Raw genomic sequence first — 20,929 nt, 5'->3', positions numbered from 1 at the left:
GAGCACTGACAGCGTCCGGGCACGGGTGCCGGGAACGCGGGACGGCTGTGACACGGCTCACCGGGCACCGCCCGCGCCCGAGCGGCCGGTAGCCCTCCCCTACCCGGCCCCGACCACACTCGAACGAGTGATCACAGTCTCCTCACACTGACGCCGCAACACCCCTCAGAGCACCGGCGGCCCCGGCTGTCCCGGGTCGTCCTCGCCGTTCTCCCCGTTCTCGCCGTCCTCCTCGCCCATCCCCGCCAGCACCGGCGAGCCATGGTGCGACCAGACCTTCCACTCCGAGCCCACCCGCCGGAACACATTGGTCGCCACCACCAGCTGCCCCACCAGCGGCCCCAGCTCGCCCTCCGCCTCGGCCGGAGCACCGCTGAGGATGTTCTCGGTGCAGGTCACCAGGGCGGTGTCGCCATTGACCGACACCTCCACATCGGTGAGGAAGAACTGGATGTAGTCGGTGCTCGCCATGATCAGCGCATAGGAGCGCAGCACCTCGCCGCGGCCGCGCAGCACCGGCCAGCCGGGATGCACACAGGAGACCTCGGTGTCCGGGTCGTCCAGCCAGAGCCGGTCCATGGTCGCCGTGTCGCCGCGTTCCATGGCCTCGTACAGGGCGGTGTTGGCCAGCTCGACCGACTCATGATCGGTACGCGCGGTGCTCACATCGCCTCCCCGTCGGCCGCGCCGGCCACCGCGCGCACCACGCGCACCGCGTCCGCGCTGGCCCGCACCTCATGCACCCGTACCGCCCAGGCGCCCTCCCGGGCGGCCAGCGCGGTGACCGCGGCGGTGGCCGCGTCCCGCTCCCGGGCCGGTGGCGGACTGCCTTCCGGACCGGCCAGCACCCGGCCCAGGAAGCGCTTGCGGGAGGCCGCGACCAGCATCGGCCGGCCCAGCTCCCGGCGCAGCCGGCCCAGCCCGGCGACCAGCGCCAGGTCGTGTTCGGCGTTCTTGGCGAAGCCCAGGCCGGGATCCACCACGATCCGCTCCGGACGCACCCCGCCCTCGACCACCGCTGCCAGCCGCTGCCGCAGTTCGGTGAGCACCTCGCCGGCCACGTCCCGGTAGACGGCCCGGGCGTTCATGTCCTCGCTGAAGCCGCGCCAGTGCATCACCACAAAGGGCACCTCGGCGGCGGCCACCACCGGCACCATCGCCGGGTCCGCCAGTCCGCCGCTGACATCGTTGACCAGCACCGCGCCGGCCTCCACGGCGGCGGAGGCCACCGAGGCACGCATGGTGTCCACCGAGACCAGCAGCCCCTCGGCGGCCAGCTGGCGCACCACCGGCACCACCCGGCGCAGCTCCTCCTCCTCATCCACCCGCACCGCGCCCGGCCGGGTGGACTCGCCGCCCACGTCCACCAGGTCGGCGCCGGCGGCGGCCAGGTCCAGGCCCCGCTTGACCGCCGCGGTGGAGTCGAACCAGCGGCCGCCGTCCGAGAAGGAGTCGGGCGTGACGTTCACCACCCCCATCACCGCGCACCGGTCCCACTCCGGCAGACCGACCGGCCCGATACGACCGCGCAAGCTATCCATGCCAACCAGCCTAGGGTGTGGCCCCCGCCCGGCGCCGGGCGGCCACAACGCAGCAGGCCCTCCCCGGAACACATCCGGGGAGGGCCTGGCGGAAGCCGGGATCAGGCGGCGCGGGTGACCTCCGCCTGCTCCACGTCCTCATGGTCGTGAACGCCCGGCTTGGGCGGGGTGGGGCGGCGGCGCAGCAGACGCGGCAGCTCCAGGAAGCCCTCCGCCTGCATCATGGCGAAGCCGATGCGGGGCAGGTCACGGCTGTTGGGGAAGACGATGAACCGGGGCTCCCAGCGGGGCCGGAACTTCTCGTTGAACTTGTAGAGCGACTCGATCTGGAACCAGCGAGAGAGGAAGATCAGCACCCCGCGCTGAATCCGGACCACCGGCCCGGCGCCCAGCTTGCCGCCGCGCTCCAGGGCGGAGCGGAAGAAGGCGAAGTTGAGCGACAGCTTGGCGATCTTGAGCTCGGGCGCGGCCTGCAGGAAGGCCACGATCAGCAGCTCGTTCATGCCCGGGTCGGCGCTGCGGTCGCGGCGCATCAGCTCCAGCGAGGAGCCGTCCTTGCCCCAGGGCACATAGTGCTGCATGGCCCGCAGGTCGCCGAAGGGGCAGTCCTCGCCCTCCTCCGGGTCCTTGTGAGCGGTGGCGATGATGGCGTCCAGGTCCTTGGGGTCACCGATACGGCCCAGGGCCATGGAGAAGCCGCGCTCCTCCTCGGTGTCACGCCAGGCGTTGGCCGCCTTCTGGACGGCCGCCAGCTCCTCGGCGTCCAGGTCCCCGACCCGGCGCACCTTGGTGGAGTAGCCATTGCGCTCGATGCGCTTGACCATCTGGCGGACATTGCGCATGGAACGGCCGGTCAGGCTGAAGTCGGCCACGTCGACGATGGCCTCGTCGCCCATCTCCAGGGCGTCCAGGCCGGTCTCGCGGGTCCACACCTCGCCGCCGGTCTCGCTGCAGCCGGCCACCGCGGGCGTCCAGGAGTGCCGCTTGGCCAGCTCCATGAACTGCTCGATGGCGCCCGGCCAGGCCTCCACGTCGCCGATGGGGTCACCGCTGGCCAGCATCACGCCGGAGACCACGCGGTAGGAGACGGCGGCCTTGCCGCTGGGCGAGAAGACCACGCTCTTGTCGCGGCGCAGCGCGAAGTGGCCCAGGGAGTCGCGGTGCCCGTGCTTGGCGAGCAGCTCGCGCAGCTTGTCCTCGTCCTCCTCGGTGAGCACCGCGGCCGGGTACTCGGGGCGGAAGGCCAGGTAGGCGGTGCTGAGCACGGTCAGCAGACCCAGGGCGCCCAGCGAGTAGGCGACCACATAGTCGGTGCCGCCGGTGTAGCGGACAGAACCCTCGAAGCCGAAGAGGCCCCAGAGAACGTGTTCTATCTGCTCATGCACCGGCGGGTCGCCGATCATCTGGTTCGCGTGCGAACCGACGATCACCCAGCCGAGGCCAAAGCTGGCCCCGCCCATGAACACCAGGTTGGCCAGCGCCTTCCAGCGGCTGCGCCGGTCGGGCAGCGCGGTGAAGGAGCTCTTGTGCCACAGCAGGTAGGCGAAGAGCAGCAGCGAGAAGGCGGTGCCGATGTAGGAGTGTCGGTAGATCAGCTGGGCGGCGGCACCCACCGGCAGCAGCAGCACACCGGCCAGCCAGGCGTGCTGCTTGGCCCGCTTGAGGCCATGGGCCAGCATCAGCAGCAGGATGCCGACGATGATCGAACCCGCCGCGGCCAGCTGGGTCACCGAACCGGGCAGTACCTCGGCCCAGTAGTGCACCCGGCTCCAGCGCCACCGCGGCATCACCCCGGCCACGATGTCCATGAGCCCGATGATGGCCGCGACCGTACCGACGACTGTGGGGACCGTCTCGGGCTTGGGTCCCTTGAGGAACCTCGCAAGCCCCGACAGCCTCTTCGGTCCCGGAGGAACCTCGTCGGACTTTTTGCCATCTACCCTGACAGACATCTCTTCCCGTCGTCCATGTCGAGTGGGCCTGCGGCATCTGGTCGGCAGCGCCCGGACAATGTGCGCCCTGTAGGACGACGGTTTCGGGGCTGAGGTTCCGCCGGGGCCGAGCCCGGAAAAGTTAACCATTCCGCGACTCGGGCGCCGAGTCGCTCGGCAGAAAGCACCTCATGGGTCTCACCAGCAAGACGGTCCTTGCGCTGGCCACAGTGTTGGCGGTGGCGCTCTTCGCGCTCACGATCTGGCTGTGGCCGCGCCTGGGCAAGCGGAGCATCGGCTCCGTACTGAGCCGGGTCGGCATGCTCCTTGTCACCCAGCTGAGCCTGTTCGCCGCCATCGGCCTGTATGCGAACGACTCCTTCGGCTTCTACGCCTCCTGGGCCGACCTCTTCGGCCAGGAGCAGGAGCAGGGCGTGGTGGTGGACCACAGCGCGGCCGACCACCGGGTCCAGGTCGTGGGCTACGAGCAGGTGAATGTGCCGCGCGCCACGGTGCCGCGGGTGGCGGGCCGGATCGAGAAGGTCAACATCCAGGGCCCGGAGTCGAAGATCGCCAGCCCGGCCTATGTCTACCTGCCCCCGGAGTACTTTCAGCCGCAGTACGCCACCAAGAAGTTTCCGGCCTCGGTCGTCCTGACCGGCTACCCGGGCACCGCGGAGGCGCTGATCAAGGGTCTGCACTACCCGACGACGGCGCACAAGCTGGCCAAAGAGAAGAAGATGCAGCCCACCATCCTGGTGATGATGCGTCCCACCGTGTCCCCGCCGCGTGACACCGAGTGCATGGACATACCCGGTGGTCCGCAGACCGAGACCTTCTTCACCAAGGACCTGCGCAAGGCGCTCTCCAGCCAGTACCGGATCGGCACCAAGGCCGCGAACTGGGGCATGATCGGCGACTCCACCGGCGGCTACTGCGCGCTGAAGCTGGCCATGCGCCACCCCAACGCCTATGGCGCCGCGGTCGCGCTCTCCGGCTACTACAAGGCCCCGATCGACCCCACCACCGGTGCGCTCTTCGGCGAGGGTCCCAACAAGAAGAAGCTCCAGCAGGAGAACGACCTGCTGTGGCGGCTGAAGCACAAGCCGCTGCCCAAGATCTCGGTGCTGGTGACCAGCAGCAAGCAGGGCGAGCACAACTACAAGGACACGATGAAGTTCGTGGAGCTGGCCGCCAAGCACCCCACCCGGGTGTCCTCGATGATCCTGCCGAGCGGCGGCCACAACTTCAACACCTGGCGCCGTGAGATCCCCGGCGCCCTCCAGTGGATCGGCGGCCGCCTCAGCGCGTAACGCCCACGCACACGGCCCGCTGATACAGCGGGCCATTCGCTTCTCCGGGCGCTATCGCGCCATGATCAGGCTCATCGCCTCGGCGCGGGTGGCGGGGTCACGCAGCTGGCCGCGGACCGCCGAGGTCAGCGTTTTGGCACCGGGCTTCCGGATCCCCCGCATTGACATGCACATGTGCTCGCACTCCACGACCACGACCACCCCGCGCGCTTCCAGGATCTCCATCAGCGAGTCCGCGATCTGCGTCGTCAGCCGCTCCTGCACCTGGGGGCGGCGGGCGTAGACGTCCACCAGCCGGGCCAGCTTCGACAGCCCGGTGATCTTCCCATTGCTCGCCGGGATGTAGCCCACGTGCGCCACGCCGTGGAAGGGCACCAGATGGTGCTCACAGGTGCTGTACACCTCGATGTCGCGCACCAGCACCATCTCGTCATGGCCCAGGTCGAAGGTCGTGGTCAGCACGTCCTCCGGCTCCTGCCAGAGGCCGGCGAATATCTCCTTGTACGCCCGGGCCACCCGGGCCGGGGTCTCCCGCAGCCCCTCCCGGTCAGGGTCCTCACCGACCGCGATGAGCAGTTCGCGGACCGCGTTCTCGGCCCGCTTCTCATCGAAAACACCGATGGAGTGCTCGGCTTCCAGGGCCACCGGGTCGGTCATGAAGTTCCCTCGTTCTCTCGTGCGTTCAGGCGCCGGTCCGGCGCCGCCTTACCCGCGCATATGCGCGAATGCCGCGCCCCCAAGGCTAAAACCTGGGTGACGCGGCATCCATTCCGCCATCTGTGAGGTCGACCGGCCCGGTCAGCTCTCCGGGCGGGAGTCCTCCGGCAGGTCCACCGACTCGGCGGCGGCCACACCGTTGCTGCTGGGAGCCAGCTCCTTGGGCGAGAGCACCGGCGGGCGGCTGGAGGGCGTACGGCGCGAGGAGCCGGTCCACGCCGGACGGGCCGGGCGCTTGACCACGTGCTTGAAGATCTCCGCGATCTCCTCCTTGTTCAGCGTCTCCTTCTCCAGGAGGGCCAGAACCATGTTGTCGAGGATGTCGCGGTTCTCGACCAGGATCTCCCAGGCCTCGTTGTGCGCGGTCTCGATCAGCTTCTTGACCTCTTCGTCGACCAGCGCGGCGACCTCTTCCGAGTAGTCGCGCTGGTGCGACATCTCACGGCCCAGGAAGGGCTCGGAGTTGTCGGAGCCGAACTTGATCGCGCCGAGGCGCTCGGTCATGCCGTACTGGGTGACCATCGCCCGGGCGGTGGCGGTGGCCTTCTCGATGTCGTTGGCCGCGCCGGTGGTCGGGTCGTGGAAGACCAGTTCCTCGGCCGCCCGGCCGCCCAGCATGTAGGCCAGCTGGTCGAGCATCTCGTTGCGGGTGGTGGAGTACTTGTCCTCGTCCGGCAGCACCATGGTGTAGCCGAGCGCCCGGCCCCGGGACAGGATGGTGATCTTGTGCACCGGGTCGGAGTTGGGGGAAGCCGCCGCGACCAGGGCGTGACCGCCCTCGTGGTACGCGGTGATCTTCTTCTCCTTGTCGGACATGATCCGGGTCCGCTTCTGCGGACCGGCCACCACGCGGTCGATCGCCTCGTCCAGCATGTGGTTGTCGATCAGCTTCCGGTCGCTGCGGGCCGTCAGCAGGGCTGCCTCGTTCAGCACGTTCGACAGATCGGCACCGGTGAAGCCGGGGGTGCGCCGGGCGACGGCCGCCAGGTCGACATCCGGGGCGACCGGCTTGCCCTTCTGGTGGACCTTGAGGATCTCCAGCCGGCCCTGCATGTCCGGCCGGTCGACGGCGATCTGCCGGTCGAAGCGGCCGGGACGCAGCAGCGCCGGGTCCAGGATGTCGGGCCGGTTGGTGGCGGCGATCAGGATCACGCCGCCCTTGACATCGAAGCCGTCCATCTCGACCAGCAGCTGGTTGAGGGTCTGCTCACGCTCGTCATGACCGCCGCCGAGGCCCGCACCGCGGTGCCGGCCGACGGCGTCGATCTCGTCGACGAAGACGATGGCCGGGGCGTTGGCCTTGGCCTGCTCGAACAGATCCCGGACCCGGGAGGCACCGACACCGACGAACATCTCGACGAAGTCGGAGCCGGAGATCGAGTAGAACGGGACGCCCGCCTCGCCGGCGACGGCGCGCGCCAGCAGCGTCTTGCCCGTACCGGGCGGGCCGTAGAGCAGCACACCCTTGGGAATCTTGGCGCCGACGGCCTGGAACTTGGCGGGTTCCTGGAGGAATTCCTTGATCTCGTGGAGTTCCTCGACCGCCTCGTCGGAGCCGGCCACATCGGCGAAGGTGGTCTTGGGGGTGTCCTTGGTGATCAGCTTGGCCTTGGACTTCCCGAAGTTCATCACCCGGGAGCCGCCGCCCTGCATCTGATTCATCAGGAACAGGAAGACCACGACGATCAGTACAAACGGCAGCAGGGAGAGCAGCACCCCGACGAACGGGTTCTGCTTCGAGGTCGCCACGTTGTAGCCGTCCGGCAGGACGTCCTTGCTGTTCTGGTCGACCTGGTTCTGCAGCAGCGTGGACAGGGTGACGCCCTGGTCACCGATGTAGTTCGCCTGGACCTTGCTGCTGCCCTTGATCTTCTGGCCGGGCTTCAGCTCGATCTTGATCTTGTTCTCGTCGCCCGTCGTCAGCTCGGCCGACTTCACCTTCTGGGCCTTGATCGCCTGCACGACCTGCCCGGTGTCCACCGACTTGTAGCCGCCGGACGAGCCGACGACCTGCATCAACACGACCACGGCGAGGACGGCCAGCACGATCCACATGACCGGCCCACGGAAGTAGCGCTTCACGTCCATCCATACGGGGCGCGGGCGCCCCGTCCCTCCTGCCACAGTGAGGCACGGCTGCCACGGTTCGGGCCGCCTGTGCGTACGGTGGTCTGCTCGACCTTGGAAATTACTTGAAAAGACTGACCTTCGGACGGTACCCCAGCATTGTCACCCGACGACGCCGCAGACGGTCAACAAATCCGTCTTCCCTTCCTCCAACGGCGGAAAACGAGGAAGCGTTCCCGGTGACCCGGCCGGGCTCCGTCCCGGGCGGCCGCTCAGCCGCCGTAGACGTGCGGCGCGAGCGTGCCCACGAAGGGCAGGTTGCGGTACTTCTCCGCGAAGTCGAGACCGTAGCCCACCACGAACTCATTCGGGATGTCGAAGCCGACCCACTTGACGTCGATGGCCACCTTGGCCGCCTCCGGCTTGCGCAGCAGCGTCACCACGTTGAGCGAGGCGGGCTCCCGGGAACCGAGGTTCGACAGCAGCCAGGACAGGGTCAGGCCGGAGTCGATGATGTCCTCGACGATCAGGACGTGCTTGCCCTTGATGTCGGTGTCCAGGTCCTTGAGGATCCGGACCACACCGGAGGACTGGGTGCCCGCGCCATAGGAGGACACCGCCATCCAGTCCATGGTGACGGGGGTGGACAGGGCGCGCGCCAGGTCCGCCATCACCATCACGGCGCCCTTGAGGACACCGACGATGAGCAGGTCCTTGCCCGCGTACTCCGCGTCGATCTTCGCGGCCAGCTCGGCCAGCTTCGCGTCGATCTCTTCCTTGGTGACGAGCACCGACTTCAGGTCGGTGCCCATGTCCTTGTCGTCCACCCGCGCCACTCTCGCTTGATTCAGGCTCATCCGGCCGCCCGAGGCTCATCCGCCCGGTACGAGGCAGGCCGAGCTCGTTGACATCCCGTTCGAATCAGCCCTGCCGGAGGACCAGTCTGCCACCATGCCGCCGGACCGCGACCCGCCCGGGCAGGTTGATGGCCCGCTGGCCGCGCCAGCCGGTGATCAGCCGGTCCACTTCCTCGATGTGCCGGGCGAACAGCGAGCCGGCCGGGGAACCCGCCTCGATGGCCGCGCGGCGCAGCACCCGGCGGCGCACCGCGGGCGGCAGGGCGTAGAGCTTGGCGACCTCCAGGGCTCCGGTGTCATCGCGCACCGAGGGCTCCACGGCCACCGCCCAGGCGTCCAGCGCGTCGGCGTCGTCCCGGGAGAGCTGGGCGGTCCGGGCCAGCGCCTCGACCACCCCCTTGCCCAGCGCCTTCTCCAGCACCGGCAGCGCCTCGTGGCGGACCCGGGAGCGGGTGTAGGCGGGGTCGGAGTTGTGCGGGTCCTCCCACACCGGCAGCGCCTGGACCAGGCACGCCTTACGGGCCGTCTGCCGGTCCAGCTCCAGGAAGGGCCGGCGGTAGCGGCCGCCGGCGCCGGAGGCCACCGCCATGCCGGACAGGGAGCGGGTGCCGGAGCCCCGGGCGAGGCCGAGGAGGACGGTCTCCGCCTGGTCGTCGCGGGTGTGGCCGAGCAGGATCGCCGCGGCGCCATGCCGCTCGGCGGCGGCGTCCAGGGCGGCGTAGCGGGCGTCACGGGCGGCGGCTTCCGGGCCGCCCTCCTTGCCCACGGTCACCGTGACGGCCTCGACCGGGTCGAGGTGCAGGGCGGTCAGACGGCTGACCACGTCGGCGGCCCGCAGGTCCGAGCCCTGCTGCAGACCGTGGTCGACGGTGATGCCACCGGCCCGGATGCCGAGCCGGGGGGCCTCGAAGGCGAGGGCGGAGGCCAGTGCCATGGAGTCGGCGCCGCCGGAACAGGCGACCAGCACAAGCGGGGGGCGGCCTCCCCGCGAGGAGGCCGCGGGAGCGATGGCGGCGGCCGCCGGGGGGAGCGGAGTCGCCGGATCGTCGGGAGCAAGGGTGAGGACGTCGTGGAGTACGCGGCGGACCGCCAGGCGTATCGCCGCGACCGCGGGGTGTGGACCCATGTCCGTGTGTCCAATCGTTCCAGCTGGCAGGGGGTGAGCAGAGGATCGGGGGAGCCGGATGTGCCACCATCATCGGTCACTCTGTGTGCGTAGATGGTGACAGAGACGAGCCTTTACCCGAGCATCGCACGCCCACCCCTGGCACACGGTCCCTCGGAAGGGTGATTACCGGAGCGTTCTTCCTTCTCGGGGCGTGACCCGCTCACCCCTCCGTCTTCCCGTGCACCCGCGCGACCCAGTCCGAGGGTTTGGCGATCTCCGCCTTGGTCGGCAGCGTGTTCGGCGAGGTCCAGACCCGGTTGAAGCCCGCCATGCCGACCTCGTCGACCACGGCCCGTACGAACCGCTCGCCATCACGGTACTGCCGCAGCTTGGCGTCCAGGCCCAGCAGCTTGCGCAGGGCCGCGTCCAGCCGCCCGGCACCGGTGGCCCGGCGCTGCTGGAACTTCTCCCGGATCTCGGCCACCGAGGGCACCACATGGGGGCCCACCCCGTCCATCACATAGTCCGCGTGCCCCTCCAGCAGGGACATCACCGCGGTCAGCCGCCCCAGCACCTCGCGCTGGACGGGCGTCTGGACCAGCTCCACGATGCTGCGGCCGCCGCGCTCCTGCTCGTCCTCCGGCGGCCGCCCGCCCGCCAGCGACTGGAGCGCCTCCCGGAAGCGCTCCAGCAGGGTGGCCGGGTCCACCTCGGTCTCGGCCAGGAAGGTCTGGATCTCCCCCTCCAGGTGGTCGCGCAGCCAGGGCACCGCGGCGAACTGGGTGCGGTGGGCCTCCTCGTGCAGGCAGACCCACAGTCGGAAGTGGTGCGGGTCGACCTCCAGCTCCCGCTCCACATGCACGATGTTCGGCGCGACCAGCAGCAGCCGCCCGCCGCCGTCCGCGCCGCCGGGCAGCTCGCGGGTGGCCGGGGCGAAGGTCTCGTACTGGCCGAGCACCCGGGAGGCCAGGAAGGACAGCAGCATGCCGAGCTCGACGCCGGTCACCTTGCCGCCCACCGCGCCCAGCACGGCCCCGCCGGGCACCCCGGCCCGGCGGCTCTGCATCTTCTCCAGCAGCGGCCCGAGCACGGCCCGGAACCCCGCCACGTTCGCCTTGACCCAGCCCACCCGGTCCACCACCAGGATCGGCGTCTCCCCCGCCGCCGCGGCCGGCCGCATCAGCGTGAACTCCCGTACGTGCGCCTCGGACGACCTGGCGTGCCGCCGGAGCTCCGCGACGACCTCCCGGGCCTCGTCCCGGGTGACCTCCGGGCCGGGCCGCATCAGCCGGGCCGCGGTCGCCACCGCGAGCTTCCAGTCGACCATCTCCGCACCACCGATGCTCGTCATGGCTTCACGGTACGTGCTGTGCGGCCCGAGGGAGAGGGGTCGTCAGCCCGCCCTGGAGCAGCCGCATCCGGCGACCGCGGAGGCCAGCGCGTCCAGCGCCCGCTGCGCCGCGTCCGCGTCCCGGGTGCCGTCGGCGAGGAAAGCGAAGGCCAGCAGCCGGCCGTCCGCCGCGACCACGGTGCCGGCCAGGGTGTTGACGCCGGTCAGGGTGCCGGTCTTGGCGCGGACCAGGCCGCGGGCCGCCGCTCCCGGGTACCGGTCGCGCAGCGTGCCGCTGAAGCCCGCCACCGGCAGGCCGGTGAGCAGCGGGCGCAGCTCGGGGTGGCCGGGGGCGGCGGCCAGGGCGAGCAGCTGGGCGAGGAAGCCGGCCGAGACCCGGTCGGCGCGGTCCAGGCCGCTGCCGTCGGCCAGGTGCAGGGCCCCGGTGGGCAGGCCGAGCGCGCTCAGGCGGGCGGTGACCGCCTGGCCGGCGCCCTCGAAGCCGGCCGGGCGGCCGCCGGCCAGCGCGGTCTGCCGGGCCAGCGCCTCGGCGATGTCGTTGTCGCTGTTGGTCAGCGCCCGCTCGACCAGCGCGGACAGCGGCGGTGAGGAGACGGCGGCCAGCCGCCGTGCCCCGCCGGCCGCTCGGCCCTCGGTGACCTCGCCGTCCACCCGTACCCCCCGCTCGGTCAGCAGGGCGGCGAACTTGCGGGCCGTCTCGGCGGCGGGGTCGCCGGCGCGCTCGGCGGGCCCGTGGTCGGAGTCGTCCTGCCGTCCCTCGTCGGTCATCAGCGGGGTGACCGGGGCGAGGTTGTCATTGGGGCCGATCTCGTGCAGCACCGGACCGGTGTAGCGCGAGAGGTCGTAGGCCAGCCTGATGTGGTCCACGCCGCGGGCCTTCAGCTCGCGGGCGGTGGCCTCGGCCAGCGCGGGCAGGCCGGCCCATGGGCCGCCGGAGTGCGCGGTGAGCGTGGGGTCACCGCCGCCCACCAGCACGATGCCCTCGGGCGACTCCACCACCGTGGTGTCGATCCGGTGGTCCGGGCCCAGCGCGGCCAGCGCGGCGGCGGCGGTGGCCAGCTTGACCGTGGAGGCCGGGGTGTAGGCGCCGTCCGCGTCCTGGGCGAACAGCTGCCGGCCGCTGGCCACGTCGACCACGACGGCGGAGTGCCGCTGCCCCAGCGCGGGATCCGCCAGCAGCGGCTGGAGTACGGCCGCCACCCCGGCCGCGGTGGCCTGCGGCCCGGCGGGAGCGCCCAGCACCGGCTCGGCGGCGGGCGCTTCCTCGGGGCGCTCGCCGGCCGGGCGCGGGGCCGCGGACCGGATGCGCTCGGCCCGGCGCTGGCCCGCCTCCCACGGCCCGGCGGCCGCTACCGCGCCGGCCGCCGCCACCGCGCCGGCCAGCGTGGAGACGGCGACGAACCGTACGGTCCGGCGCCGCGCCAGAGATGCGCCACGCCACCGGAGGACCGGCCTCCGCAGAACCTCGGGCACCATGAGACCAGCCCCTTTCGCCACCACGCCGCCGCGTGGGAGACACTTAATCACTGCATCACCAGACGTATGTGTTGATCATGGAGGAGCCACCCGTGGAGTTCGACGTCACCATCGAGATCCCGAAGGGTTCGCGGAACAAGTACGAGGTGGACCACGAGACCGGTCGCATCCGTCTGGACCGTCGTCTCTTCACCTCGACCAGCTACCCGGCCGACTACGGCTTCGTCGAGAACACCCTCGGCGAGGACGGCGACCCGCTGGACGCCCTGGTCATCCTGGATGAGCCCACCTTCCCCGGCTGCCTGATCAAGTGCCGCGCGGTGGGTATGTTCCGGATGACGGACGAGGCCGGCGGCGACGACAAGCTGCTGTGCGTCCCCGCCAGCGACCCGCGGGTGGAGCACCTGCGCGACATCCACCACGTCTCCGAGTTCGACCGCCTGGAGATCCAGCACTTCTTCGAGGTCTACAAGGACCTGGAGCCCGGCAAGTCCGTCGAGGGTGCCGAGTGGGTCGGCCGCGCCGAGGCCGAGGCCGAGATCGAGGCCTCGTACAAGCGCCTTGAGGCCGCGGGCGGCGCGCACCACTGAGTGCCCTTCAAGCGCGGCTTCTGAGCTCTGAACGGCTCAGAAGCCGCGCGTCCGTTTGGCGGCGCGCCGGGCGGTGCCCGGCGCCCGCAGGAACATCCGGGCGGTCTCCGCGCCCAGGTTGACGCCGATGGCGATGGCCAGGGCCAGGGCGGCCGCCTTGGTCAGGCTGGCCATGCCGACGTCCAGGTTGTTCTGGGCGAAGTTGAGCAGCGCGAAGTAGACCGCGCTGCCGGGCAGCAGCGGGCCGATGGCCGCCGTGACATACGGCAGCGCCGAACTGTGCTGATAGCGCGAGAGCAGCTGCCCGAACAGGCCGACCAGTCCGGCGGCGATGGCCGTGGAGGGCACCGGGTCCAGCCGGGCGGTGTCCGCCAGCGCCCCGTAGACCACCCAGGCCACCCCGCCGTTGAGCGCGGCCACCAGCAGGGTGTGACGTTCCTGCTGGAGCAGCACGGCGAAGGCCAGGCACAGCAGGACGGCCGCGACGATCTGGATCACCGGCCGTTCCCGGTGCTGCAGCGCCGCCTCCGGGTTGAGCGCCTTGCCACCGATGTGCACACCGCCATAGAGCATCATCAGCACCCCGCAGACGATGCCGACGATCAGATAGCCGACCTCCAGCAGCCGGGCGGCGGCGGTGATGTAGAAGCCGGTGAGACCGTCCTGGACGCCCGCCACCAGCGCCCGCCCGGGGATCAGCGCGAACAGGCCACCGGTGATCACCGCGGAGGCCTGGACGCCCGCGTGGGTGGCGCTGAGCGCCACACCCATCGCCGCGGGCGGCATCGCCGCCACCACGAACTGGTAGAACTCCGGCAGCCCGCGCCCGGAGGCCAGCCAGGCCAGCCGGTCGCCCAGCACCGCGCCCACGGCCGCCGCCGCGAAGACCACCGCCCCGCCGCCGACCAGCATGCTGGCCGCGCCGGCCAGCAGTCCGGCGGCCAGGGTCAGCCCCCAGCCCGGGTAGGGGTGCCGGTTGCGGCGGATCTCGGCGAGCCGGCGGTAGGCCTCCTCCAGGGTCACTCCCTGGGTGGTGATGTCATGGACCAGCCGGAAGACCGCCGACAGCCGGGTGTAGTCGGTGCCGCGCCGGCGCACCGTGCGGCTGGCGGTGACCGGGGGGTCCACCACGGAGGGCTGGTGGCTGACGCTCAGCAGGGTGAAGGTGACCGTGGGCTCGCAACGGCCCAGGCCATAGGCGTGGGCCACGCCGAACATGGCCGCTTCCACATCCTCGGCGCCCTCGCCGCCGGCCAGCAGCAGTTCGCCGATGCGCAGGGTCAGGTCCAGCACGCGCGGTACGGCGGGCCCGGGCTCGCCCTCCTTCTCCACCCGTTCCGGCGCCGGCCGCTCGCCCACCGGCATCCGCAGCATGGTGCGCATCCGGTCCTGCCAGGGCGCCTCCTTGGCCAGGCTGACCTGGGGTATGCCGGAGGGCGGGGTGTAGGCGGGCGGCTGCACCCCGGCCGGGGTGCTGAAGGCCGAGCCCTCGCGCTTCTCCGGCGGCTCCGCCGCGACGCCCTCCGGAAGGGCGAACTCGGAGGTGGGGTGCTCGTCCTCGGGCGAGGGCGTGGGCGGCAGCGGTACGCCCAGCGGCGGGGTGAACGCGCTGTGTGCCTCGTCCGAGTGGGGCTTGCGGTCCTCGCCGCCGTCCCCGGCCTGACCGGGCCCCTGGCCCCGCTGCCCTTCCGCCACCGTGCCGCTCCCTGACCGTGCTCCTGCCACGACAACCATGCCTGATCAGGAGTTCGACTGCCCAGCGGGGGCGGGTGACAAATAGGTCAACTCCTGGGACGTGCCAGGAGACCTACCCGGAGACGCTCAGCGACGGGCGTGCCGGCCGCGCGGCATCCGCTGCTGCGGCAGCTGCCCCGGAGCACCGCCGGCACCGCCACCGGCGGCCGGCCCGGCCTTCTTCGCCTTGGACCGGGCCCGCAGGAACTCGATGCCGATCGGGACCACCGAGACCAGCACGATCGCCACCAGCATCAGCTCGATGTTCTTGCGCACAAAGGCCACATTGCCCAGGCCGGCCCCGAGCAGGGTCACCCCGGCGCCCCACAGGGTGCCGCCGATGACGTTGAAGATCAGGAAGGAGCGGTAGTTCATCCGGCTCACGCCGGCGATGATCGGGGTGAAGGTCCGGATCACCGGCACAAAGCGGGCCAGCACCAGGGACTTGGGCCCGTACTTCTCGAAGAACTCATGGGCTTTTTCGACGTTCTCCTGCTTGAACAGCTTGGAGTCCGGGCGCCGGAACAGCGACGGGCCGACCTTGCGGCCGAACAGATAGCCCGCCTGGTCGCCCAGCACCGCCGCCAGCGCCACCAGGGCGCACACCGCCCACAGCGGGTAGCCGTGCAGCTTGCCCGTGGTCACCAGCAGGCCGGTGGTGAACAGCAGGGAGTCACCCGGCAGGAAGAAGCCGATCAGCAGGCCGGACTCGGCGAAGACGATGGCCAGCACGCCGAACAGACCGAACTGGCTGATCAGGTAGTCCGAGTCCAGCCACTGCGTAGGGCCGGCCGCGAGGGTCGTCATCAAGGAAAGGGCTCCTGGGTCAGGGGCACCGGCTCGTGCGAGGCCCGGGGCACAGGCTGGGGGCGGGTGTGCGGCCCCAAGTCATCCCCAAGGTATAACGCCCTCCATCGGGGCCGCGTTCCCGGCGGCCGGGCGGCCGCCGCGACCGGGCCGCGCAACCAAGCCGGCCCGGCACGCGTCAGGACCCTCGAACGACGTACCGCACGACGGAGGTGGCTGTGATGAGCATGGATGATTTCGGCGGCGGCCAGGCACAGAGCGATGTGCTGGTGGTCACCACCAATGACGTTCCGGGCTACCGGGTGGACCGGGTGATCGGCGAGGTGTTCGGCCTCACCGTGCGTTCCCGGAACATCGGCAGCCAGATCGGCGCCGGCCTGAAGTCCATGATCGGCGGCGAGCTCAAGGGTCTGACCAAGACCCTGGTGCAGACCCGCAACCAGGCCATGGAGCGCCTGGTGGAGCAGGCGCGGGCGCGCGGCGCCAACGCCGTGCTGGCGTTCCGCTTCGATGTCACCGAGGCCGCGGACACCGGCACCGAGGTCTGCGCCTATGGCACGGCCGTGGTGATCTCCCCGGTGCAGTAGGCCGGAACGCCGCACTGCCCGGAACGCCAGGGTGTCCTGGTACCGCCGGTACCAGGAACAGCCCGTCCGGTGCGAGTTCCGCATGCCAGGTCCCGCCGCGTGGTAGGCAACCCCTCATGGCATTGCACAAGGGCATGCACGACCAGTCCGCCAAACGCGGCTACTCCCTCAATCCCTTCTACGGCGAAGCCGACCCCGTCGCCGACCTGGTCGTCTCACCGCCGCGCCACTGCCTCCCCGAGAAGCCCATAACTCCGCACGCCGCCTACCAGTTCGTGCACGACGAGCTGATGCTGGACGGCAACTCCCGGCTCAACCTGGCCACGTTCGTCAGTACCTGGATGGAGCCGCAGGCCGGGGTGCTGATGTCCGAGTGCCAGGACAAGAACATCGTCGACAAGGACGAGTACCCGCGCACCGCCGAGCTGGAGCAGCGCTGTGTCAGCATGCTCGCCGACCTGTGGAACGCCCCCGACCCGGCCGCCGCCATCGGCTGTTCCACCACCGGCTCCAGCGAGGCCTGCATGCTGGCCGGCATGGCGCTCAAACGGCGCTGGGCCCGGGCCAACGCCGACCGCTACCCCTCCGCCACCGCCCGCCCCAACCTGGTGATGGGCGCCAATGTCCAGGTCTGCTGGGAGAAGTTCTGCAACTTCTGGGAGGTGGAGGCGCGCCAGGTGCCCATGGAGGGCGAGCGCTACCACCTGGATCCCGGCGCGGCCGCCGCGCTCTGCGACGAGAACACCATTGGCGTGGTGACGGTGCTGGGCTCCACCTTCGACGGGTCCTATGAGCCGGTGGCCGAGGTGTGCACCGCCCTGGACGAGCTCCAGGAGCGCACCGGTCTGAACATCCCGGTCCATGTGGACGGCGCCTCCGGCGCGATGATCGCGCCTTTCCTGGACGAGGACCTGCGGTGGGACTTCCGGCTCCCCCGGGTCGCCTCCATCAACACCTCCGGGCACAAGTACGGCCTGGTCTACCCCGGCGTCGGCTGGGCGCTGTGGCGGGACCGGGCGGCGCTCCCCGAGGAACTGGTCTTCCGCGTCAACTACTTGGGCGGGGACATGCCCACCTTCGCCCTCAACTTCTCCCGGCCGGGTGCCCAGGTGGCCGCCCAGTACTACACCTTTGTCCGGCTGGGCCGGGAGGGCTTCCGCGCCGTCCAGCAGACCTCCCGCGATGTGGCCGTCACCCTGGCCCAACGCATCGGTGAACTGGGCGACTTCAGGCTGCTGACCCATGGCGACCAGCTGCCGGTGTTCGCCTTCACCACGGCCGGGGGCATCGAGAACTACACCGTCTTCGATGTCTCCCGGCGGCTGCGGGAACGCGGCTGGCTGGTGCCCGCCTACACCTTCCCGCCCAACCGCGAGGACCTCTCGGTGCTGCGGATCGTCTGCCGCAACGGCTTCACCCTCGACCTGGCCGACCTCTTCATGGACGACCTGACCTCGCTGCTGCCCGAACTACGGCGCCAGCAGGCCCCGTTGGACCGTCCGGAGGCGATGGACACCGCCTTCCACCACTGACACCGAACGCGGGGGCGGCCCCCTCCCGGGGGCCGCCCCTCGTGAACGCGTCCGCCCGGAATCCGCTCAGAACGGGAATCTGCTCCGCCCGTGCTGGATCGAGATCCACTTGCAGCTGGTGAACGCCTCCACCATCGCGTCCCCGTTCAGCCGCCCCACCCCCGAGTGCTTCTCCCCGCCGAAGGGCACGATCGGTTCGTCGTGGATGGTGCCGTCGTTGACATGGAACATCCCGGCGTCCACCCGCTTGGCGAACCGCACGCCGCGCTCGGTGTCGGCGGTGTGCACCGAGCCGCTCAGCCCGAAGGGGGTGTCATTGGCGATGCGTACCGCCTCGTCCTCCTCGTCGAAGGGGATGATCAGGGCGACCGGGCCGAAGATCTCCTGGCGGAGCGCGGTGGCGTTGGCGGGGAGGTCGGTGAGCACGGACGGCTCCACCAGGGTGCCCATGGTCCGGCCGCGCAGCAGCGCGGTGGCGCCCTCGGCGACGGCCTGGTCCACGATGGCGGTGATGGACTCCGCCTGGCTGCCGTTGATCAGCGGGCCGACCTCGGTGGCCGGGTCGGCGGGGTCACCCACCCGCAGCGCCTTGACCCGGGCGACGAACTTCTCGGTGAACTCCGCCACCAGCGACCGGTGCACCAGCAGCCGGTTGGCCGCCATACACGCCTGCCCCTGGTGGATGAACCGGCTGAAAACCGCCGCGTCCACCGCGTAGTCCACGTCCGCGTCGTCCAGCACCACCAGCGCGCTGTTGCCGCCCAGTTCCAGCACCGTCCGCTTGAAGTGCCGGGCGGCCACGGTGGCCACATGGCGGCCGGTCTTGTCGGAGCCGGTGAAGGAGATGACCTTGGGCACCGGGTGCTCGATCAGCGCGTCGCCGATCTCCGCGATATCGGTCACCACCACATTGAGCACCCCGCCCGGCAGCCCCGCCTCCTCCAGCACCTTGGCCACCAGGGTGCCGCCGCAGACCGGCGTGTTCTGGTGCGGCTTGAGCACCACCGCGTTGCCCAGCGCCAGTGCCGCGGCCACCGGCTTCAGCGACAGCAGGAACGGGAAGTTGAACGGGCTGACCACCCCGACCACACCCACCGGCACCCGGTAGAGCCGGTTCTCCTTGGTGTCGTCCGGCGAGGGCAGGATTCGCCCCTCGGCGCGCAGCGCCAGGTGGATGGCCTCGCGCAGGAACTCGCGGGACAGGTGGAGTTCGAAGGCGGCCTTGACGGCGGTGCCGCCGCACTCGGCGATGATGGCCTCGGCCAGCTCCTTCTCCCGCTCCTCGATGACGCGTATCGCCCGCTCGAAGACCAGCCGCCGGGTGTACGGGTTGGTGCCTCCCCACACCCGCTGGGCCCGCTCGGCGGCGCGGTAGGCCTGGTCGACCTCGTCGGCGCCGGCCACGGTGATGGAGGTGAGCTTCTCCCCGTCATAGGGGTTGAAGTCGACGATGTCCCAAGAGCCGGTCCCGGCACGCCACTCACCGTCGATGTACTGGCAGGCCAGATCGCTGAAGTAGGAGGAGTACGACATGCACCATCCCTGTCGGAGAGTGCGGGGCCTCATCGGTCCGCACGGTTCCAGACTTCCTGATTGGGCGTCATCGTACTTATGTATCAGGCTTGTTGAAGCAAGCAGTTGATGAGATCCCGGGTGCGCCGGGGGCTGAGGCTGTCGGTGCGCAGCCGGTCCATCGCCCGTTCGTACTGCGCGACTTCCTCGGCCTTGTCCAGATAGAGGGCCCCGGTGAGCTGCTCCACATAGACCACATCGGGCAGGTCCGACTCCGGGAAGCGCAGCACCGTGAAGGCGCCGCTCTCGCCCGAGTGGCCGCCATGCTCGAAGGGCATCACCTGGAGCGTCACATTGGGCTGTTCGGACAGGTCGACCAGGTGCTGCAACTGGCCGCGCATCACGGCCGGTCCGCCATAGGGGCGGTGCAGCGCGGCCTCGTCCAGCACCGCGTGGAAGGCCGGCGCCCGCTCGGAGAACAGCAGCTTCTGCCGCTCCATGCGCAGCGAGACCCGGCGCTCGATCTCCGCCCGCTCCGCCCCGGGCTGGCCGCGCACCACCACCGCATGGGCGTAGTTCTCGGTCTGCAGCAGCCCATGGACGAACTGCACCTCATAGATGCCGATATGGGAGGCGGCGCCCTCCAGGCCGACATAGGTCTGGAACCAGCTGGGCAGGACGTCGCCATAACTGTGCCACCAGCCCGCGATGTTGGCCTCCCGGGCCAGACCCAGCAGCGCCTCGCGCTCGGACTCGACGGTGATTCCGTAGAGGGTCAGCAGATCCTCCACATCACGCGTCTTGAAGCTCACCCGCCCCAGTTCCATGCGGCTGATCTTCGATTCGGACGCACGGATCGAGTAGCCGGCCGCTTCCCGTGTGATGCCCCGCGACTCGCGCAGCCTCCTGAGCTGTGAGCCAAGAAGTATGCGGCGAACCACGGAACCGCTCGACTCGCTCGTGGTCATCTCTGCGACCCTTCCTTCCGGTCCTGTTCCCGGTGTAGACCGTGCCGACCCTTCCGGAGGCGACCCCCGCAGCCTCTGGCGCCGAAGTCTGCCATCTTTCCGCGTCGTTGAGTGCACATGCGGTTACCGATACCGGCCATGGACGGTAGCGCCGGGGGAGCACTACCGCACAGGACGTAGGAAGAATTGCCGCCAACCCCCCTGTGCGCCCCCAAATCCCTCTCGTGCACGTGCATCTGCCCTTGCATCCGGCGTAGGCATTGGGAACCATGGGGCTCGCACACGTGCACTGTCACGTCCACGATTGCAGGAGTGCCTCGGATGGGTACCGAAGGATCGACTGTGCTCTCCCCGGTCTGGCGAGGGCTGCCCGGGAGCGACGCATCCGCGGTGTCCGACTCCGCCTTCTGCGCCCTGCCACCCCGGTTCGAAGCGGTGCGAACGGCGCGTTCGTTCACCAGAACCACCTTGCAACAGTGGGGAGTTCAGCATCTCTTCGACGATGTGTCGCTGGTGGTCTCGGAGTTGGTGACCAACTCCATGCGCTACGCGCTGCCGTCCGGCCCCCTCGACGAGGGGCATGAGTCGCCGATACGTCTGCATCTGATGCGCTGGTCCTCCCGGCTGGTGTGCGCGGTACGCGACCCCAGCGAGGACAGCCCGGCCACGGGGGCGGCGGGCGCCGACGACGAGCGCGGCCGGGGGCTGATGCTGGTGGAATCCTTCAGCGACGCCTGGGGCTGGCATCCACTGGCGGGAGCACTGCATGGCAAAGTCGTCTGGGCGCTGTTCCGGCTGCCACGCGAATAGTGGCGGAACGGAACAGCTGGGGGATCAC

The 20,929-nt window shown here is 70.4% G+C and carries 18 protein-coding genes; 5 read left to right on the top strand and 13 right to left on the bottom strand.

What is annotated here, in order from left to right; translation table 11 throughout:
• Positions 1-165 precede the first annotated feature (165 nt).
• The 3 genes from ACIHFE_RS29395 to ACIHFE_RS29385 form a co-directional block, all read right to left on the bottom strand.
• Positions 166-666: a nuclear transport factor 2 family protein gene (locus ACIHFE_RS29395; RefSeq protein WP_400111324.1), complete on the bottom strand. Its 501-nt coding sequence runs from the start codon at positions 664-666 to the stop codon at positions 166-168.
• Complete coding sequence (gene folP, locus ACIHFE_RS29390) at positions 663-1,541, bottom strand: dihydropteroate synthase (protein ID WP_400111322.1); 879 nt, start codon at positions 1,539-1,541, stop codon at positions 663-665. The genes ACIHFE_RS29395 and folP overlap by 4 nt, the downstream gene beginning before the upstream one ends.
• Positions 1,542-1,642: 101 nt before the next feature.
• Entirely contained in the window at positions 1,643-3,493 is a 1,851-nt protein-coding gene (locus ACIHFE_RS29385) for a phosphatidylglycerol lysyltransferase domain-containing protein (RefSeq protein WP_400111320.1), read from the bottom strand.
• Between the two features lie 170 nt (positions 3,494-3,663).
• Between ACIHFE_RS29385 and ACIHFE_RS29380 the strand changes: the two genes are divergently transcribed.
• Positions 3,664-4,785, top strand: coding sequence for an alpha/beta hydrolase (locus tag ACIHFE_RS29380; RefSeq protein WP_400111318.1), 1,122 nt, complete (start codon positions 3,664-3,666; stop codon positions 4,783-4,785).
• A 51-nt stretch (positions 4,786-4,836) separates the two neighbouring features.
• Here ACIHFE_RS29380 and folE read toward each other — a convergent pair whose 3' ends face one another.
• The 6 genes from folE to dacB all read right to left on the bottom strand — a co-directional run bounded on the left by folE (position 4,837) and on the right by dacB (position 12,361).
• The gene (folE, locus tag ACIHFE_RS29375) at positions 4,837-5,442 is read right to left on the bottom strand and encodes a GTP cyclohydrolase I FolE (RefSeq protein WP_400111316.1); all 606 of its coding nucleotides are present in this window, start codon (positions 5,440-5,442) and stop codon (positions 4,837-4,839) included.
• 141 nt (positions 5,443-5,583) lie between these two features.
• Positions 5,584-7,590 carry an ATP-dependent zinc metalloprotease FtsH gene (gene ftsH / locus ACIHFE_RS29370; RefSeq protein ID WP_400111314.1) on the bottom strand — a complete coding sequence of 669 codons (2,007 nt, stop codon included), beginning with the start codon at positions 7,588-7,590 and terminating at the stop codon, positions 5,584-5,586.
• A 251-nt stretch (positions 7,591-7,841) separates the two neighbouring features.
• Complete coding sequence (hpt, locus tag ACIHFE_RS29365) at positions 7,842-8,381, bottom strand: hypoxanthine phosphoribosyltransferase (protein WP_109283502.1); 540 nt, start codon at positions 8,379-8,381, stop codon at positions 7,842-7,844.
• A gap of 109 nt (positions 8,382-8,490) precedes the next feature.
• Entirely contained in the window at positions 8,491-9,552 is a 1,062-nt protein-coding gene (gene tilS / locus ACIHFE_RS29360; RefSeq protein WP_400111312.1) for a tRNA lysidine(34) synthetase TilS, read from the bottom strand.
• Between the two features lie 202 nt (positions 9,553-9,754).
• Positions 9,755-10,885, bottom strand: a complete 1,131-nt coding sequence (locus ACIHFE_RS29355; protein ID WP_400111311.1) for a zinc-dependent metalloprotease — start codon at positions 10,883-10,885, stop codon at positions 9,755-9,757.
• Positions 10,886-10,927: 42 nt separating this feature from the next.
• Entirely contained in the window at positions 10,928-12,361 is a 1,434-nt protein-coding gene (gene dacB / locus ACIHFE_RS29350) for a D-alanyl-D-alanine carboxypeptidase/D-alanyl-D-alanine-endopeptidase (protein ID WP_400111310.1), read from the bottom strand.
• A gap of 92 nt (positions 12,362-12,453) precedes the next feature.
• Here dacB and ACIHFE_RS29345 point away from each other — a divergent pair, with 92 nt between their 5' ends.
• Complete coding sequence (locus ACIHFE_RS29345; RefSeq protein ID WP_400111308.1) at positions 12,454-12,951, top strand: inorganic diphosphatase; 498 nt, start codon at positions 12,454-12,456, stop codon at positions 12,949-12,951.
• A 36-nt stretch (positions 12,952-12,987) separates the two neighbouring features.
• Here ACIHFE_RS29345 and ACIHFE_RS29340 read toward each other — a convergent pair whose 3' ends face one another.
• Together ACIHFE_RS29340 and ACIHFE_RS29335 are read right to left on the bottom strand one after the other, a co-directional pair.
• Positions 12,988-14,685 carry a threonine/serine exporter family protein gene (locus tag ACIHFE_RS29340; protein ID WP_400111306.1) on the bottom strand — a complete coding sequence of 566 codons (1,698 nt, stop codon included), beginning with the start codon at positions 14,683-14,685 and terminating at the stop codon, positions 12,988-12,990.
• Between the two features lie 87 nt (positions 14,686-14,772).
• Complete coding sequence (locus tag ACIHFE_RS29335; RefSeq protein ID WP_400111304.1) at positions 14,773-15,492, bottom strand: DedA family protein; 720 nt, start codon at positions 15,490-15,492, stop codon at positions 14,773-14,775.
• Positions 15,493-15,713: 221 nt separating this feature from the next.
• Here ACIHFE_RS29335 and ACIHFE_RS29330 point away from each other — a divergent pair, with 221 nt between their 5' ends.
• Both ACIHFE_RS29330 and ACIHFE_RS29325 read left to right on the top strand, forming a co-directional pair.
• Positions 15,714-16,079 (top strand): YbjQ family protein, encoded by a 366-nt coding sequence (locus ACIHFE_RS29330; protein ID WP_400111302.1) that lies wholly within the window; start codon positions 15,714-15,716, stop codon positions 16,077-16,079.
• A gap of 116 nt (positions 16,080-16,195) precedes the next feature.
• On the top strand, positions 16,196-17,611 hold the full coding sequence (locus ACIHFE_RS29325) for a glutamate decarboxylase (RefSeq protein WP_400111300.1): 1,416 nt from the start codon (positions 16,196-16,198) through the stop codon (positions 17,609-17,611).
• 66 nt (positions 17,612-17,677) lie between these two features.
• On the opposite strand, the gene ACIHFE_RS29320 is transcribed toward ACIHFE_RS29325, so the two are convergent.
• Positions 17,678-19,144 (bottom strand): aldehyde dehydrogenase family protein, encoded by a 1,467-nt coding sequence (locus ACIHFE_RS29320; RefSeq protein WP_400111298.1) that lies wholly within the window; start codon positions 19,142-19,144, stop codon positions 17,678-17,680.
• A gap of 83 nt (positions 19,145-19,227) precedes the next feature.
• Positions 19,228-20,091, bottom strand: coding sequence for a helix-turn-helix domain-containing protein (locus ACIHFE_RS29315; RefSeq protein WP_400111297.1), 864 nt, complete (start codon positions 20,089-20,091; stop codon positions 19,228-19,230).
• A 321-nt stretch (positions 20,092-20,412) separates the two neighbouring features.
• Between ACIHFE_RS29315 and ACIHFE_RS29310 the strand changes: the two genes are divergently transcribed.
• Positions 20,413-20,901 carry an ATP-binding protein gene (locus ACIHFE_RS29310; RefSeq protein ID WP_400111295.1) on the top strand — a complete coding sequence of 163 codons (489 nt, stop codon included), beginning with the start codon at positions 20,413-20,415 and terminating at the stop codon, positions 20,899-20,901.
• Positions 20,902-20,929: the final 28 nt, after the last annotated feature.

It is taken from the genome of Streptomyces sp. NPDC052396 (assembly GCF_044593195.1).
Classification (GTDB): Bacteria; Actinomycetota; Actinomycetes; order Streptomycetales; family Streptomycetaceae; genus Streptomyces.
Note: the sequence above shows the minus strand (reverse complement) of the source record. Positions and strands in the feature narration are given on the sequence as shown.